Origin of the sequence: Tardiphaga sp. 42S5 (assembly GCF_034044155.1) — a bacterium.
Lineage (GTDB): Bacteria > Pseudomonadota > Alphaproteobacteria > Rhizobiales > Xanthobacteraceae > Tardiphaga > Tardiphaga robiniae.
Window position 1 is genome coordinate 645,579 of sequence record NZ_CP139027.1, and the last position, 15,050, is coordinate 660,628.

The following is a 15,050-nucleotide window of genomic DNA, read 5'->3' on the forward strand; positions in this document are numbered from 1 at the left end:
ATTCTTGGCCAAAAGCGCATCGGATTCGTCTACGCTCGCTGTTCGTAAACTCGATACTCCACCGCAGGCCGAGACGCAGGTCGTCATCGACTTTGATGACAACCGGGCGGCCTCTTCGCTGGTCGGGCCTTATGGCCAGAACCTCGCAATCATCGAACGCCGGCTGAATGTCGTCGTCGATTCCCGCGGCAACCACATCACCCTTACCGGCACCCGCGACGCCTGCGATGCCGCACGGCGTGTACTCGAAACGCTCTATGCGCAGGCAGTGCAGGGCCATGACCTTGCCCCCGGCGATGTCGAAGGCACGATCCGTGCGACGCTGGCGCAAGGTACGCTGTTTCCGTTCGATCCCAAGGGATCGAAAGCAGCCGCCTCGAATTTCGAGACCATCAATCTGCGCAAGCGCCCGGTGCGCGCCCGCACTGCGACGCAGGACGCCTATATCCGCGCGCTGAAGAGCAACGAGCTGGTGTTCGGCATCGGCCCCGCCGGTACCGGCAAGACCTGGCTTGCGGTTGCGCAGGCGGCGATGCTGTTCGAGCGCAAGGAAGTCGATCGCATCATCCTGTCGCGTCCCGCGGTAGAAGCAGGCGAACGGCTCGGCTTCCTGCCCGGCGACATGCGCGAGAAGGTCGATCCCTATCTGCGCCCGATCTATGACGCATTGTATGACCTGATGGACGGGCGCATTGTCGAACGCGCGTTGCAGACCGGCGAAATCGAAATCGCGCCGCTTGCCTTCATGCGCGGCCGCACGCTGACCAATGCCGCAATCATTCTCGACGAAGCGCAGAACACCACCTCGATGCAGATGAAGATGTTTCTGACGCGTCTTGGCGAGAATAGCCGCATGATCATCACCGGAGATCCCTCGCAGGTCGACTTGCCCAACGGCCAGACCTCGGGTCTCGCCGAGGCCGCGCGTCTGCTCGACGGCGTGCAAGGCATCTCGCAGGTGAAATTCACCGGCGAAGACGTGGTTCGCCACGAACTCGTGGCTCGCATCGTCGCCGCTTACGAAGGAACGCCGCAGAAGGCGGTCGCTACAAAGACCTGATGACATACTCATACGCTGACGACGGACCCGGGATCGGGTCCGTTCGCGAAAGAAGTTCGATACCGATGCCGACCTATTCATCTCCCGCGACAGAGGTTCTTGTTGTCGCCGATTGCTGGTCTGCAGAGGCCGATGCTGACGCCGTGATTCACCGCGCCATCGAAGCTGCCGCCGCCATGGTCGACACCGATACGGCCGACGCCGAACTCGCCATCATGCTCACCGACGATGCCGGCATCCGCACGCTGAACCAGAACTGGCGTGGCATCGACAAGCCGACCAACGTCCTGTCGTTCCCGGCGCTGCAGCCGCCCGAAGGCGCGGACGAGCCCGATGACATGCCGCGCATGCTCGGCGACATCGCCATTGCCTACGAGACCACGCGCCGCGAGGCTGACGAAGAAGAGAAGAGCTTCGCCAACCATCTCAGCCATCTCGCCATTCACGGTTTTCTGCATCTGGTCGGTTACGATCATGAGAAGGACGACGAAGCCGAAGAGATGGAAGCGCTGGAGCGCGAGATCCTGGCAACGCTCGGGATCCCGGACCCCTATGCAGATCAGGATCGGGTGACCTGAGATGCCGGACGGCGACACTAGAAGCGATCATTCGAAGACCTCAAGCAATCTGCCTGCGGTGGTTCACGACGGCGAGGTCATGCGCCCGACGTCGGAGACCTGGCTGACCCGCGCGATCCGCTCGCTGTTCGGCTGGAAGCCGGGCTCGGTGCGTGCCGACCTGCAAGTCGTGCTCGACGCCTCCGCGCCTGACGAGACCGGCTTCTCCACCATCGAGCGCACGATGTTGCGCAATATTTTGGGGCTCAACGAGCGCCGCATCGCCGACGTCATGGTGCATCGCGCCGATATTATCGCGGTGAAGCAGGATATCTCGCTCGGCGAATTGATGGGCCTGTTCGAGAGCGCGGCGCATTCGCGCTTGGTCGTATTCAACGAAACCCTCGACGATCCCGTCGGCATCGTTCATATCCGCGACCTGCTGGCATACATGACCGTGAAGGCGCGCAACGTCGTGCCGTCGACAGCCAAGAAGAAGAAAGTGTTTCCCGCGGGCCTCGACCTGCGTTCGGTCGATCTGGCGCAGACCGTCGTTGACACCGGCATCATCCGCAAGCTGCTCTACGTGCCGCCATCGATGCGCGCCATCGATCTGCTCGCGCAGATGCAGGCAGCACGCATCCATCTCGCACTCGTTGTCGACGAATATGGCGGCACCGACGGCCTCGTCTCTATCGAGGACATCGTCGAGCAGATCGTCGGCGAGATCGATGACGAACACGACAGCGACGAGCCGCCATCCATTGTCAGGCAGGGCGACAGCTTCATCGCCGATGCACGCGCCAGCCTCGATGACGTGCGCGCCATGATCGGTGAAGAATTCGAGACCGGCGAAGACGGCGAGGAAGTCGAAACGCTCGGCGGCTATCTCGTCACCCATGTCGGCCGCTTGCCCGTGCGCGGCGAAGTGATTTCCGGCCCCGGCAATTTCGAGATCGAAGTGCTCGATGCCGATCCGCGCCGCGTCAAGCGGCTGCGCGTCGGCCCCCGCAAGGAGCGACCTGCGCCGCGTGCCCGCGAACCACGCCGCCGCGATGCGTCATCGGACACCGGCGCGGCACCGTCCAATGACAATGTGAATACGCCTCCATCAGGCGACAGCGCGGGAACGCCGTGACATCACGCAGCCTGCGCTCGGTCGCACTCAGCATCATTCTCGCTTGGGGTTGGAAGCGCGCAGGCATCGCGCTGCTGGCCGGCGCGGTATCGTCGCTGGCGATGGCGCCGTTCAACGCCTGGCCGGTGCTGTTCATCACGTTCCCCGTCGTCGTCTGGCTGATCGAGGGCGCCGCCGCCGGCAAGATGCGCGGCATTCCCGCGGCCGCCATGGCGGGCTGGTGGTTCGGTTTCGGCTATTTCGTGCCGGGCCTATACTGGATCGGCTACGCTTTCCTCGTCGACGCGCAGACCTTCGCATGGCTGTTGCCCGCCGCGATCTGCGGCCTGCCCGCCTATCTCGCGCTGTTCACTGCGATCGGCTTCGCGCTGGCACGCCTGCTTTGGACCAAGGATGTCGCGCGGATCTTCGCGCTCGCCGCGAGCCTGACGATCGGCGAATGGCTGCGCGGCCACGTGCTGACGGGCTTTCCCTGGAATGCGTTCGGCTATGCACTCACCGAACCGCTCGCGCTCGCGCAGAGCGCATCGCTGGTCGGCCTATGGGGACTGACATTTATCACTGTAGCGATCTTTGCATCGCCTGCGGTGCTGATCGACGGACGCTCGCGCACGCAGCGGCCCTGGCTGGCGCCGGCGCTTGCGCTGGTGCTGCTCGTCGCGATGGGCGCCTATGGCATGGCCCGGCTGTCACGCACCCCGACGCAACTGGTTGCCAATGTGAAACTGCGCATCATGCAGCCGAATCTGTCGCAGGACACGCGCTTCAACTATTCCGCCAAGGCGGATGTCATGAGCAGATATCTTGCGCTATCGGACCGCGCGACCGGTCCACAGAATTCAGGCGTCGGCGCAGCCAACATCCTGATCTGGCCGGAATCGGCATTCCCGTTCTTCCTGTCGCGCGAACCCGATGCGATGGCGCAGATCGCCAATCTGCTGCCGAAAGGCACCGTGCTGGTCACCGGAGCCGTGCGCCCGCCGGATGCGCCACTCGGCGCGCGCATCACGCAGGCCTATAATTCCATTTACGTGATCGACCATGACGGCAGCATCCTGTCGACCTACGACAAACTTCATCTGGTGCCGTTCGGCGAGTATCTGCCGTTCCAGAGCTTCATGGAGAAGATCGGCTTCCAGCAATTGACCAAAGTCCATGGCGGCTTCATTCCCGGCACGCGCCGGAAGCCAATGGACATTCCCGGCGCGCCGCGCATGCTGCCGCTGATCTGCTACGAGGCGGTTTTCCCGGACGATATCACCACGCGCAACGATCGGCCGGGCTGGATCGTCAATCTCACCAATGATGGCTGGTTCGGGATTTCCACGGGCCCCTATCAGCACCTGCAGCAAAGCCGTGTCCGCGCCATCGAGGAAGGCCTGCCGCTGGTTCGCGCTGCGAACACCGGCATTTCCGTCGTGGTCGACCCTGTCGGCCGCCTGATCGCGCGGCTCGATCTCGGTGTCGAAGGCGTGCTGGATTCGGGATTACCAGCGGCCATTTCGCCGACGGTCTACTCGAAAATCGGCGATATTCCCGCCGCGATGTTTGTCGCGCTCGCGATCATTTTCGCCGTTCGGCGGCGTACGCCGGTACGCCACTAGCTTGATACTTGAAGCATTTGATATAGCTTGCAAGCTAGCTTTCGCCGCCTACCGAACAACCCTCTCGATGTGATTGCTTTTTAAGCTAGCTTTGTAAGCTTTATTTCTCACCTATTGAGAAATAAAGGTGCAGTGGCTTAAATTTTCCGCTTAGGAAAATTTGCGCGGTTGTTATAATCCACTAGGATACCTTTGGTTACAACCGAAGCCGCCCTAAATGACGGATTGCCACGCATGATCCGTCTCCCTTGATGTGATCCAGGAGTAATTGAGATGTCGACGAAAGCGCCCAATCCTGTTGACAAATATGTCGGCAGCCGTGTGCGCATGCGGCGCATTATGCTCGGCATGAGTCAGGAAAAGCTGGGCGAAGCCCTCGGTCTGACGTTTCAGCAAGTTCAGAAATACGAGAAGGGCACCAACCGCGTCGGCGCCAGCCGGCTGCAGCAGATTTCGGAAATTCTGCAGGTCCCCGTCTCGTTCCTGTTCGAAGGCGGCCCCGGCGCGATCCATAACGGCGAAGGCTTCGCTGAAGCGTCCTCGCCTGCCTATGTCTCCGACTTCCTCGCCACCTCCGAAGGCCTCGCTCTGACCCGCGCCTTCACGCGCATCACCGATGCCAAGCTCCGCCGCAGCATCGTCGACCTGGTCGAACAGATCGCTTCGCGCGAAGCCCCGGATCAGCGCTAAAATCACGGTAGTTTCAACGGAAATTCGTCATCGCGCCTGATGGCGCCGATGGCGTTTCGGCTGTATCACTCGCGCGCGATGACCACAGCCAATTCCAATCATAACGATGACGATGCCCCCGCTGATGCGGGTGCGTCCACGCCTGCCGAGAGCGGCCATTACACCGGCTCGTTCTTCGGACGCCGCAAGGGCCACAAGCTGCGCGACCATCAAGCCGACCTGATGGCGACGCTACTGCCGGCGCTCACCGTCGACATCGCACATCCCGCACCTGACGATATCCGCACGCTGTTCGGCACTGATGTCGAGACCGTGCGTCTGGAGATCGGCTTCGGCGGCGGCGAGCATCTGGTCGCGGAAGCGCTGGCGCATCCTGACATCGGCTTCATCGGCTGCGAGCCCTACATCAACGGCATGGCGAAGATTCTGACGCAGATCGAGGCGCAGAACATCGGCAATATCCGCCTCGTCGCCGGCGACGCCGCCGAACTTCTCACATGGGCACCGGCGCAATCGCTGTCACGCATCGATCTGATCCATCCGGATCCATGGCCGAAGAAGCGTCACTGGAAACGCCGCTTCGTGCAGGACGCAACACTGGCTGCGATGGCGCGCGTGCTGAAGCCGTCAGGCGAATTTCGTTTCGTGCATGATATTCCGGATTACGTCGCGTGGACACTCTGGCATGTGTCGCGATCGCCGGATTTCACCTGGACTGCAGAGCGCGCCGATGACTGGCGTCTGCCATGGCCGAACTACACCATGACGCGCTACGGCCACAAAGCCACGCGCGAGGGCCGCATCTCGGCCTATCTCATCTTCAAACTGATCTCGTAAGATAAGCGGCGAGCGTAAGCGCTTCGCCTCACAGCATGTTCGGAAGCACACGATCCGGCGGCTTGTGATTGTCGAGGAAAGCACGGATGTTGATGATGACTTTCTCGCCCATCTCGACACGGCCTTCGATCGTCGCCGAGCCCATATGCGGCAACAATACCACCTTGCCGGCGCGCGCGAGCCGCACCAGCTTCGGACTCACCGCGGGCTCATGTTCGAACACGTCGAGCGCGGCACCGGCAATGTCGCCCGACTCGATCAGCTTGATCATCGTCTCTTCGTCGATCACCTCGCCGCGCGCGGTGTTGACGATATAGGCGTCCTTGCGGATCAGCTTGAGGCGGCGTGCTGACAGCAGATGAAACGTCGCCGGCGTATGCGGACAGTTCACCGAGATGATGTCCATGCGCGCCAGCATCTGGTCGAGCGAATCCCAATAGGTCGCACCGAGTTCTTCGGCAATCTTCGGTGCCACCGGTTTGCGATTGTGATAATGGATCTGTAGCCCGAAGGCGCGGGCGCGGCGCGCCACAGCCTGGCCGATGCGGCCCATGCCGATGATGCCGAGCCGCTTGCCCCCTAACCGCTTGCCCAGCATCCAGGTCGGCGACCAGCCTTGCCAGTCCTTGCCTTCGGTCAGGATCGAGGCACCCTCGATCAGCCGGCGCGGCACTGCGAGGATCATCGACATGGTCATGTCGGCGGTGTCTTCGGTGAGTACCTTCGGCGTGTTGGTGACCGTGATGCCGCGGGCATGGGCGGCGGTGACGTCAATATTGTCGACGCCGTTGCCAAAATTGGCGATCAGCCTGAGCTTGCAGTCAGGATGCTCGAGCAGCTCTTTGGTAATTTCGTCGGTGACGGTCGGCACCAGCACATCGGCGGTGCGGGTCGCTTCAGCGAGTTGCTCAGGCGTCAGAGGCGTGTCGTCGAGATTGATGTGCGCATCGAACAGTTCGCGCATGCGGGTCTCGATCGAGTCCGGCAGCTTGCGCGTGACGATGACGAGAGGCTTTTTCTTGACCGACATGTCCTGCTCTCTCGCGCTTTGGCTAATCCGTTCAGTCCGCATTAACCCGGTTGTTCGAAACTGCCGCAGCCGCGAATTCACCGTTTCCTCGGGTTCCCCGACACCCTTTTTGGTGCCTTGGCCTTGGGTCCTCTCTAGCAGAAGACCAAGCCAAAACAAGAACCCAACAGGCGCGTGCGGCGCGGCGACACTTGCGTTCTTTGGATTGGGTTGAGGTGGGGTTGATGGCGTTCCGGCGATTTGCGTGTGCGATGTTGGCGATGGGTATTCTGATCGCGGCAGCAATCGATCCGGCTCTCGCTGCCAAGGACACGCCGCTAGGCGCCAGCGGCCTGCCGGTGCCGCGCTACGTCAGCCTCAAGTCGGATCACGTTAATGTCCGCGCCGGCCCCACCAAGGACAACGATGTCGCCTGGGTCTATACTCGCTCCGGACTGCCGGTCGAGATCACCGCCGAATACGAGAACTGGCGCCGCGTCCGCGATTCCGAGGGCGCCGAGGGCTGGGTCTATCACTCGCTGCTGTCCGGCCGCCGCACCGCGGTCGTGACCATGAAATCCAAGGACGAACTCGCCTCGATCTACGACAATCCGGATGCGACCAGCGCCGTCGCAGCGCGGTTACAGGCGGGTGTCGTGGCGCAGGTAAAGCGCTGTAATAATGGCTGGTGCCGGGTGATCGGCAACGGCTTTGATGGCTGGATCGAACAGCAACGGCTATGGGGCGTCTACGCCGACGAGAAGGTGAACTGAGCACATCCCGCATCGGGAGCCTGGCCTGCGCCGGCGCAGTGATCGCCGTTGCAGCGCTGTCATGGTCCGGCCGGGCTCGTGCGCAATCCGTCACTGAGACGTGTCTGGCAGTGGATCAGCGGCTGTCTGGCGATGCGACCCTTCCGCGCACCGTGGCTGCGCTCAAAACCGGTGGCCCGCTCAAGATCGTCGCCATGGGCTCGTCCTCGACGCTCGGCCTGTGGCAATCCGACCCCACCAAAACCTATCCCGGGATGCTGCAGAGCGAGCTGCAACGCCTGAAGCCGGGACTGCGGCTGGAGGTCATCAATAGTGGGCGGAACGCCGACACGATCCCGGGCAATATCGCCCGCTTCGACGGCGATGTGCTGGCGCATCGCCCGGATCTGGTGATCTGGCAGATCGGCACCAATGACGTGACCTGGCTGCAAAGCGCGGACAGCCTGACCAACAGGATCGTCGAGGGCATCCGCCTGCTGAAGGCTGACGGGGCCGACGTGATCCTGATGGATCAGCAATACGCGCCGGTCATTCTTGCATCGCAATATTCCAAGATGCAGGCGAGCATAGCTCACGCCGCCCGGCAGGAGCGCGTACCGCTGTTCTCGCGCTTCGAGCTGATGCGCCGTGCAGTGGACGCAGGGCTCTCCATGGGAGCGCTGACGGCTTGGGACGGACTACACAATTCCGCCGCCGGCTACGAATGCATAGGTCGCGCACTGGCGCGCGCGATCGTGGCGACGGCTGCAGCTGATGAGCAAGCGTCGCCGAAAACGGTTCGGCGGCGCAAATAACTTCAGAATTTGGATAAAGTCGTTAGCGCTTTTTGCGCAGGCGAACGACCATGTCGATGCGGCTGATCTCGAAGCCCTCGGGGACTTCCGGCATCTTGGTCAGCACGAGGTTCTGGTCCGGAATATCGACCAGCTCGTGGTTGTTCTCGAGATAGTAGTGGTGATGCGAGGTCACATTGGTATCGAAATAGGTCTTCGTACCATCGACGCTGACCTGACGAAGCAGGCCGGAATCCGTGAGCTGATTGAGCGTGTTGTAAACGGTGGCCAGCGACACTGGCACCTTGGCGAGGGTCGCTTCCTCGTACAGCATTTCCGCAGTGAGATGACGCGCGCCCTTGCCAAACAGCAGCCAGCCCAGCGCCATGCGCTGACGGGTGGGACGCAGGCCGACCGACTGCAGCATCTCGTTGACGTCATGCCACGGGCAACCAGTCAAAGCCGGCTGGCGGCCGTGATTGATTTCCGCAACCGCAGCTGCGTCATCCAGAACTGAAACGCTGTCGCTCATATCCACGTCAGTAATCCTGCCGTTCACACTCAAAAAGAACACTGAATTAGCCTTCTATTATAGAAAGGCGGGGCCTCAGATGCAAGGTTTTCGCAACTAGGAGCCATGCATCAGAAGGGATGCTTCGCAGTGCATCGCAACATGGTCAATAACCCGCCAAAAGCAGGCGATCCGCCGCTTTGCCGCCCCATAAGCCTATGATAGAGAGCGCCCAACCGGGGCAAGTTCCCGTGTCATTTGGAACAATTCTATATGTGGCGACTCCACCCGGGGTAGCCACCACCATCGATGGACCCAGAAAGCCGGCATGATCCAGGAACAACGCAACAGCTACGCATATGAAGACCTGCTGGCCTGCGGCCGCGGCGAGCTGTTCGGACCAGGCAACGCTCAATTGCCGCTGCCGCCGATGTTGATGTTCGACCGCATCACCGAGATCACGGCTGATGGCGGCGAATTCGGCAAGGGTCTCGTGCGCGCTGAACTCGACGTCAATTCGGACCTCTGGTTCTTTGCCTGCCACTTCAAGGGCGATCCGGTCATGCCGGGCTGCCTCGGCCTGGACGCCATGTGGCAGATGGTCGGGTTCTTTCTGGGCTGGTCGGGCGGCATCGGCCCCGGACGTGCGCTCGGGCTCAGCGAGCTGAAGTTTTCCGGCCAGGTTCTCCCGAACGTCAAAAAGGTCGTGTACACCATCGATATCAAGCGCGTGATGCGTTCAAAATTGTGGTTGGGGATTGCCGACGGCTCGCTTTCGGCCGATGGCGAGATTATCTATCGCGCCAAGGACCTGAAGGTCGGCCTGTTCAAGCAGGAAGCACCTGCCGCATTGCAGCCGGGAACGTGATCTACCGGGTGCCATTCAACGGCGGTCTCCGAGGGGGCGACCGCCAGTTCCACAACAACGTAATTCAAAGGGCGAGGCGATCATGAGGCGGGTTGTCGTCACGGGGATGGGCATTGTCTCATCTATCGGAAACAACACTCAGGAAGTGCTTGCGAGCCTCCATGAGGCAAAGTCGGGCATCACGCGCGCCGACAAATACGCAGAGCTCGGTTTCCGTTCGCAGGTGCAAGGCGCACCGACCATCAATCCGGCCGATGTGATCGACCGCCGCGCGATGCGCTTCCTCGGCGAAGGCGCCGCATGGAATCACATCGCCATGGAACAGGCGATCCAGGACTCCGGTCTCGAAGAGTCGGACATCTCGAACGAGCGCACCGGCATCATCATGGGCTCGGGCGGACCTTCCGCACGCACTATCGTCGAAGCCGCGGACATCACGCGAACGAAGGGTCCGAAGCGCGTTGGTCCGTTCGCGGTGCCGAAGGCGATGTCCTCGACGGCATCCGCCACGCTCGCGACCTGGTTCAAGATCAAGGGCGTGAACTATTCGATCTCTTCGGCCTGCGCGACCTCGAACCACTGCATCGGCAATGCCTATGAGATGATCCAGTGGGGCAAGCAGGACGTCGTATTCGCCGGCGGCTGCGAAGAGCTCGACTGGTCGCTCTCGGTGCTGTTCGACGCCATGGGCGCAATGTCCTCGAAGTATAACGACACCCCATCGACGGCCTCGCGTCCCTATGACGTCAGCCGTGACGGCTTCGTCATCGCCGGCGGCGCCGGCGTGGTCGTGGTCGAAGAACTCGAGCACGCGAAAGCACGCGGCGCCAAGATCTATGGCGAAATCATCGGCTACGGCGCCACCTCGGATGGCTACGACATGGTCGCTCCATCCGGCGAAGGCGCAGAGCGTTGCATGAAGATGGCGCTGGCCACCACCGGCGGCATCAAGATCGACTACATCAACCCGCATGCGACGTCGACGCCTGCCGGCGATCCGCCGGAAATGCAGGCGATCCGCAACGTGTTCGGCACGGGCGAGAAATGCCCGCCAATCTCGGCGACCAAGGCCCTCACCGGCCACTCGCTCGGCGCCACCGGCGTGCAGGAAGCAATCTACTCGCTGCTGATGATGCAGAACGGGTTTATCTGCGAGAGCGGCAACATCACCGAACTTGATCCGGTGTTCGCCGACATGCCGATCGTGCGCAAGCGCATCGACAATGTGAAGGTCGGCACCGTGCTGTCGAATTCCTTCGGCTTCGGCGGCACCAACGCCACGCTGGTCTTCAAGCGGATGGATGCATAACGCGATGCCATCACTGATGCAGGGCAGGCGCGGACTGATCATGGGCGTCGCCAATGATCATTCTATCGCGTGGGGAATCGCCAAGGCCCTGCATGCGCAGGGTGCCGAACTGGCTTTCACCTATCAGGGCGATGCACTTGGCAAGCGCGTCAAGCCGCTGGCGGAATCGCTCAATGCGGATCTGATCCTGCCCTGCGACGTCGAGGACATCGCCAGCGTCGATGCGACCTTTGCTACGATCAAGGAGAAATGGGGCGGGCTGGATTTCCTGGTCCACGCCATCGGTTTCTCCGACAAGAACGAACTCAAGGGCCGCTACGCCGACACCACGCGCACCAATTTCTCGCGCACCATGGTAATCTCCTGCTTCTCCTTCACCGAAATCGCCAAACGCGCGTCGGAAATCATGAAGCCCGGCAGCGCCATGATCACGCTAACTTTTGGCGGATCGACCCGCGTGATGCCGAACTACAATGTCATGGGCGTTGCCAAGGCCGCTCTCGAAGCCTCGGTGCGTTATCTCGCATCTGACTTTGGCCGCCAGGGCATTCGCGTCAACGCGGTGTCGGCTGGCCCGGTACGTACACTGGCCGGCTCGGGCATCGGCGATTCCCGCGCGATGTTCGCATTCCAGCAGAAACATTCGCCGCTCGGCCGCGGCGTAACACTGGAAGAACTCGGCGGCACTGCGCTGTATCTGCTGTCGGATCTTTCCGGCGGCGTGACCGGCGAAACGCATTTCGTCGACTCCGGCTACAACATCATCTCGATGCCGCATCCGGATGCGTTGAAGGCAGACGCAAGCGAGTAATTCGCCTTACGTCTTTTCCCCCGATGCAAATTCCATTGCCCGCTGGAAGGCCGGACGAGCGCTGCAACGGTCGAGATAGCGCTCGAACGCCGGGCGCGACGGGACCATCTTGAAATTGCGCACGGCAAAGTTCAGTCCTGAACCGATGGCGATATCGGCGGCAGAGAATTGTGCGCCAAGAATCCATGGACCTTCATCAAGCGCGGCTTCGAGCACATCGAACACGCGCTGCGCATCGCCCCAGCCCGCGGCCACCGGATTCAGCTCCATCTTGGTCGCGATCTGTGCGATCGCCGGTTCGATACAGCCCGGCGCAAAGAACAACCAATAGAGATATTTCGCGCGATGAGAATCGCCGAGTGGAGGTGCAAGCTTCGCCTCGGGATAGCGCTCGGCCACATAAGCGCAGATTGCCGCAGCCTCGGCCATGGTGGCGTCGCCATCCTGCAGAGCCGGCACCTTGCCCATCGGATTGACGGCGAGGAATTCCAGCGTGCGCTGCGCACCGGTGGAGATATCGGTCAGCACGCGCTCATAGGCGACGCCGGTTTCCTCCATCAGCCAAAGCGCCGTGAATGAGCGCGAGCGCGGCGACCAGTAGAGTTTCATCATCTGGAGATCCTCCGGAGAAACATTTTGCCATTTGTGCGGGGATTCGGAGAAAGCTGCAAGACGCAGAGCGCTCAGACTCTTCGAAACTCTCATCGCCGCGAAAGCGGGATCCAGTAACCGGCAGTGTCAGTGATGACAGTTGAGTATGACGCGGCGCGACAAGAAAAAACCCCCGCGACATAGTCGCAGGGGCTTTCATATTCACGATGGCGGGCCGAGGTTACTCAGCCGCCTGCAGTATCGGCTTCTCGACAAGATCGAAACGATCCGCGTTCATCACCTTCACCCAAGCCTTGACGAAGTCCTTCACGAACTTCTGCTTGGCGTCGGCGCTTGCATAGACCTCCGCGAAGGCACGCAGCTGCGAGTGCGAACCGAAGACCAGATCGGCGCGTGTACCGGTCCACCTGACTTCGCCGCTCTTGCGATCACGTCCCTCGTACACATTGTTCGAGCCATCGACCGCCTTCCACTCCGTGCTCATGTCGAGCAGGTTGATGAAGAAGTCGTTGGTCAACGTCTCCGGTGTCTTGGTGAAGACACCGCGCACGGACTGCCCGGAATTCGCACCAAGTACTCGCAAGCCGCCGACGAGAACCGTCATTTCCGGAGCAGTCAGCGTCAGCAATTGCGCGCGATCCACCAAAGATACTTCGGCCGGTACGGCCGACGTGCCCTTGAGGTAGTTACGGAAGCCGTCCGCGACCGGTTCCATCACCTCGAAGGATTCCACATCGGTTTGCGCCTGCGAGGCGTCGCCGCGCCCCGGAGAGAACGGAACGGTCACATCCAGGCCAGCATCCTTCGCGGCTTTCTCGACCGCCGCGCTGCCGCCGAGGACGATCAGGTCGGCAAGCGAAACCTGCTTGTCACCGGATTGCGCCGCGTTAAACTCCTTCCGGATTCCATCGAGCACCTGCAACACCTTGGCTAGCTGAGCCGGCTGGTTAACCTCCCAGTCCTTCTGAGGGGCCAGACGGATGCGCGCGCCGTTGGCACCGCCACGCTTGTCGCCGCCACGGAAGGTGGAGGCCGAAGCCCAGGCCGTGCTGACCAATTCGGACACGGTCAGGCCCGATGCCAGCAGCTTGGCCTTGAGCGCAGAGACGTCGGTGTCGTCGATCACCGGATAGTCAACCGCAGGGATCGGATCCTGCCAGATCAACTCTTCCTTGGGCACTTCCGGACCGAGATAACGCACGCGCGGACCCATGTCGCGATGAGTCAGCTTGAACCAGGCCCGAGCAAAAGCTTCAGCGAAAGCCTGCGGATTCTGTAGGAAGCGGCGTGAGATTTTCTCATAGGCCGGGTCCAGACGCAGGGACAGATCCGTCGTGAGCATGGTCGGCTTGTGCTTCTTCGATGGATCATGCGCGTCGGGGATCACTTCCTCGGCGTCCTTGGCCTCCCACTGGATGGCCCCACCGGGGCTGCGGGTCTGCACCCATTCATACTTGAACAGGTTCTCGAAGAAGAAGTTGCTCCACTGCGCCGGCGTCTGCGTCCAGGTGACTTCGATGCCGCTGCCGACGGCGTCTGCACCGGATCCAGTACCGTAGTTGCTCGCCCAGCCAAGACCCTGCGCTTCCAGGCCGGCAGCTTCAGGCTCCGGACCCTTGTGGGACTCAGGCGCAGCGCCATGGGTCTTACCGAAGGTGTGACCGCCGGCGATCAGCGCCACTGTTTCCTCGTCGTTCATCGCCATGCGCTTGAAGGTCTCGCGGATGAAGCTGGCGGCCGCAACCGGATCGCCGCTGGCACCCGGGCCTTCGGGATTCACATAGATCAGGCCCATTTCCGTGGCACTAAGCGGCACTTCGAACTTGTCGAGCGACCGGTGGGACAGCCACGTGGTTTCGGGACCCCAGTTCACGTCCTGATCAGGCTCCCAGACGTCGGCACGACCGGCAGCGAAACCGAAGGTGCGAAAACCCATGGTCTCCAGCGCGACGTTGCCGGTCAGGATCAGCAGGTCGGCCCACGAGATCTTGTTGCCGTATTTCTGCTTGATCGGCCACAGGAGGCGGCGTGACTTGTCGATGTTGACGTTGTCCGGCCAGGAATTGAGCGGAGCGAAACGCTGCTGACCGCGACCGCCACCGCCGCGGCCATCGCTGAGCCGATAGGTGCCGGCGGCGTGCCACGACATGCGGATGAACTGCGGACCGTAATGTCCGAAATCAGCCGGCCACCAATCCTGCGAATCGGTCATCAGCTTGCGCAGGTCGTTTTTCAACGCCTCGTAATCAAGCTTCTTGAATTCCTCGGCGTAGTTAAACGCATCGCCCATCGGATCGGACAGCGACGAGTGCTGGTGGAGAATCGACAGGTCTAGCTTGTTCGGCCACCAGTCACGATTGGCCCGGGCAGCGGGGGCATGCGCAACGGGGCATTTGCCGGCGCCATTCTCATTCGTCGTGTCCATCAGTCTCTCCTTCTGGCTGTTTGGAATATGAGCCGTCCCAGGCAACACCGACACACCGGATCGCCTTCAAAAA

15 protein-coding genes are annotated in these 15,050 nt (G+C 61.5%); 11 read left to right on the forward strand and 4 right to left on the reverse strand.

What is annotated here, in order from left to right:
- Window positions 1–4: 4 nt before the first annotated feature.
- From SFY93_RS02985 to SFY93_RS03010, 6 genes are all read left to right on the forward strand, one after another.
- Window positions 5–1,060 (forward strand): PhoH family protein, encoded by a 1,056-nt coding sequence (locus tag SFY93_RS02985; RefSeq protein WP_320446014.1) that lies wholly within the window; start codon window positions 5–7, stop codon window positions 1,058–1,060.
- Window positions 1,061–1,125: 65 nt separating this feature from the next.
- Complete coding sequence (gene ybeY / locus SFY93_RS02990; protein ID WP_093757733.1) at window positions 1,126–1,638, forward strand: rRNA maturation RNase YbeY; 513 nt, start codon at window positions 1,126–1,128, stop codon at window positions 1,636–1,638.
- A gap of 1 nt (window position 1,639) precedes the next feature.
- Window positions 1,640–2,755 (forward strand): hemolysin family protein, encoded by a 1,116-nt coding sequence (locus SFY93_RS02995; RefSeq protein WP_093757734.1) that lies wholly within the window; start codon window positions 1,640–1,642, stop codon window positions 2,753–2,755.
- Window positions 2,752–4,359, forward strand: a complete 1,608-nt coding sequence (gene lnt / locus SFY93_RS03000; RefSeq protein WP_320446015.1) for an apolipoprotein N-acyltransferase — start codon at window positions 2,752–2,754, stop codon at window positions 4,357–4,359. Before SFY93_RS02995 ends, lnt begins: the two co-directional genes overlap by 4 nt.
- A gap of 273 nt (window positions 4,360–4,632) precedes the next feature.
- The gene (locus SFY93_RS03005; protein ID WP_068730045.1) at window positions 4,633–5,049 is read left to right on the forward strand and encodes a helix-turn-helix domain-containing protein; all 417 of its coding nucleotides are present in this window, start codon (window positions 4,633–4,635) and stop codon (window positions 5,047–5,049) included.
- A 78-nt stretch (window positions 5,050–5,127) separates the two neighbouring features.
- On the forward strand, window positions 5,128–5,886 hold the full coding sequence (locus tag SFY93_RS03010) for a tRNA (guanine(46)-N(7))-methyltransferase TrmB (RefSeq protein WP_320447680.1): 759 nt from the start codon (window positions 5,128–5,130) through the stop codon (window positions 5,884–5,886).
- Window positions 5,887–5,914: 28 nt separating this feature from the next.
- On the opposite strand, the gene SFY93_RS03015 is transcribed toward SFY93_RS03010, so the two are convergent.
- Complete coding sequence (locus tag SFY93_RS03015; RefSeq protein WP_120287607.1) at window positions 5,915–6,916, reverse strand: 2-hydroxyacid dehydrogenase; 1,002 nt, start codon at window positions 6,914–6,916, stop codon at window positions 5,915–5,917.
- A gap of 251 nt (window positions 6,917–7,167) precedes the next feature.
- Here SFY93_RS03015 and SFY93_RS03020 point away from each other — a divergent pair, with 251 nt between their 5' ends.
- Both SFY93_RS03020 and SFY93_RS03025 read left to right on the forward strand, forming a co-directional pair.
- Window positions 7,168–7,668, forward strand: a complete 501-nt coding sequence (locus SFY93_RS03020) for an SH3 domain-containing protein (protein ID WP_244628687.1) — start codon at window positions 7,168–7,170, stop codon at window positions 7,666–7,668.
- Between the two features lie 110 nt (window positions 7,669–7,778).
- Window positions 7,779–8,462 carry an SGNH/GDSL hydrolase family protein gene (locus SFY93_RS03025; protein ID WP_320446016.1) on the forward strand — a complete coding sequence of 228 codons (684 nt, stop codon included), beginning with the start codon at window positions 7,779–7,781 and terminating at the stop codon, window positions 8,460–8,462.
- A gap of 22 nt (window positions 8,463–8,484) precedes the next feature.
- Here SFY93_RS03025 and irrA read toward each other — a convergent pair whose 3' ends face one another.
- Entirely contained in the window at window positions 8,485–8,973 is a 489-nt protein-coding gene (irrA, locus tag SFY93_RS03030) for an iron response transcriptional regulator IrrA (RefSeq protein ID WP_089263317.1), read from the reverse strand.
- Window positions 8,974–9,280: 307 nt separating this feature from the next.
- Here irrA and fabA point away from each other — a divergent pair, with 307 nt between their 5' ends.
- From fabA to fabI, 3 genes are all read left to right on the forward strand, one after another.
- A complete protein-coding gene (fabA, locus tag SFY93_RS03035; RefSeq protein ID WP_210269351.1) occupies window positions 9,281–9,820 on the forward strand; it encodes a bifunctional 3-hydroxydecanoyl-ACP dehydratase/trans-2-decenoyl-ACP isomerase in 540 nt (179 codons plus the stop codon).
- Between the two features lie 82 nt (window positions 9,821–9,902).
- Window positions 9,903–11,129: a beta-ketoacyl-ACP synthase I gene (fabB, locus tag SFY93_RS03040; protein ID WP_068730055.1), complete on the forward strand. Its 1,227-nt coding sequence runs from the start codon at window positions 9,903–9,905 to the stop codon at window positions 11,127–11,129.
- Window positions 11,130–11,133: 4 nt separating this feature from the next.
- Window positions 11,134–11,940, forward strand: a complete 807-nt coding sequence (fabI, locus tag SFY93_RS03045) for an enoyl-ACP reductase FabI (protein ID WP_320446017.1) — start codon at window positions 11,134–11,136, stop codon at window positions 11,938–11,940.
- Window positions 11,941–11,946: 6 nt separating this feature from the next.
- On the opposite strand, the gene SFY93_RS03050 is transcribed toward fabI, so the two are convergent.
- Together SFY93_RS03050 and katG are read right to left on the reverse strand one after the other, a co-directional pair.
- Window positions 11,947–12,552, reverse strand: a complete 606-nt coding sequence (locus tag SFY93_RS03050) for a glutathione S-transferase family protein (protein WP_089263313.1) — start codon at window positions 12,550–12,552, stop codon at window positions 11,947–11,949.
- 220 nt (window positions 12,553–12,772) lie between these two features.
- Window positions 12,773–14,977, reverse strand: coding sequence for a catalase/peroxidase HPI (gene katG / locus SFY93_RS03055; RefSeq protein ID WP_320446018.1), 2,205 nt, complete (start codon window positions 14,975–14,977; stop codon window positions 12,773–12,775).
- Between the last annotated feature and the right edge of the window lie 73 nt (window positions 14,978–15,050).

Coding starts and splice junctions, on each gene's coding strand:
- ybeY (WP_093757733.1), top strand. CDS start 1,126: ATGCCGACCTATTCATCTCCCGCGACAGAGGTTCTTGTTGTCGCCGAT.
- SFY93_RS02995 (WP_093757734.1), top strand. CDS start 1,640: ATGCCGGACGGCGACACTAGAAGCGATCATTCGAAGACCTCAAGCAAT.
- SFY93_RS03005 (WP_068730045.1), top strand. CDS start 4,633: ATGTCGACGAAAGCGCCCAATCCTGTTGACAAATATGTCGGCAGCCGT.
- SFY93_RS03010 (WP_320447680.1), top strand. CDS start 5,128: ATGACCACAGCCAATTCCAATCATAACGATGACGATGCCCCCGCTGAT.
- SFY93_RS03015 (WP_120287607.1), bottom strand. CDS start 6,916: ATGTCGGTCAAGAAAAAGCCTCTCGTCATCGTCACGCGCAAGCTGCCG.
- SFY93_RS03020 (WP_244628687.1), top strand. CDS start 7,168: ATGTTGGCGATGGGTATTCTGATCGCGGCAGCAATCGATCCGGCTCTC.
- irrA (WP_089263317.1), bottom strand. CDS start 8,973: ATGAGCGACAGCGTTTCAGTTCTGGATGACGCAGCTGCGGTTGCGGAA.
- fabA (WP_210269351.1), top strand. CDS start 9,281: ATGATCCAGGAACAACGCAACAGCTACGCATATGAAGACCTGCTGGCC.
- fabB (WP_068730055.1), top strand. CDS start 9,903: ATGAGGCGGGTTGTCGTCACGGGGATGGGCATTGTCTCATCTATCGGA.
- fabI (WP_320446017.1), top strand. CDS start 11,134: ATGCCATCACTGATGCAGGGCAGGCGCGGACTGATCATGGGCGTCGCC.
- SFY93_RS03050 (WP_089263313.1), bottom strand. CDS start 12,552: ATGATGAAACTCTACTGGTCGCCGCGCTCGCGCTCATTCACGGCGCTT.
- katG (WP_320446018.1), bottom strand. CDS start 14,977: ATGGACACGACGAATGAGAATGGCGCCGGCAAATGCCCCGTTGCGCAT.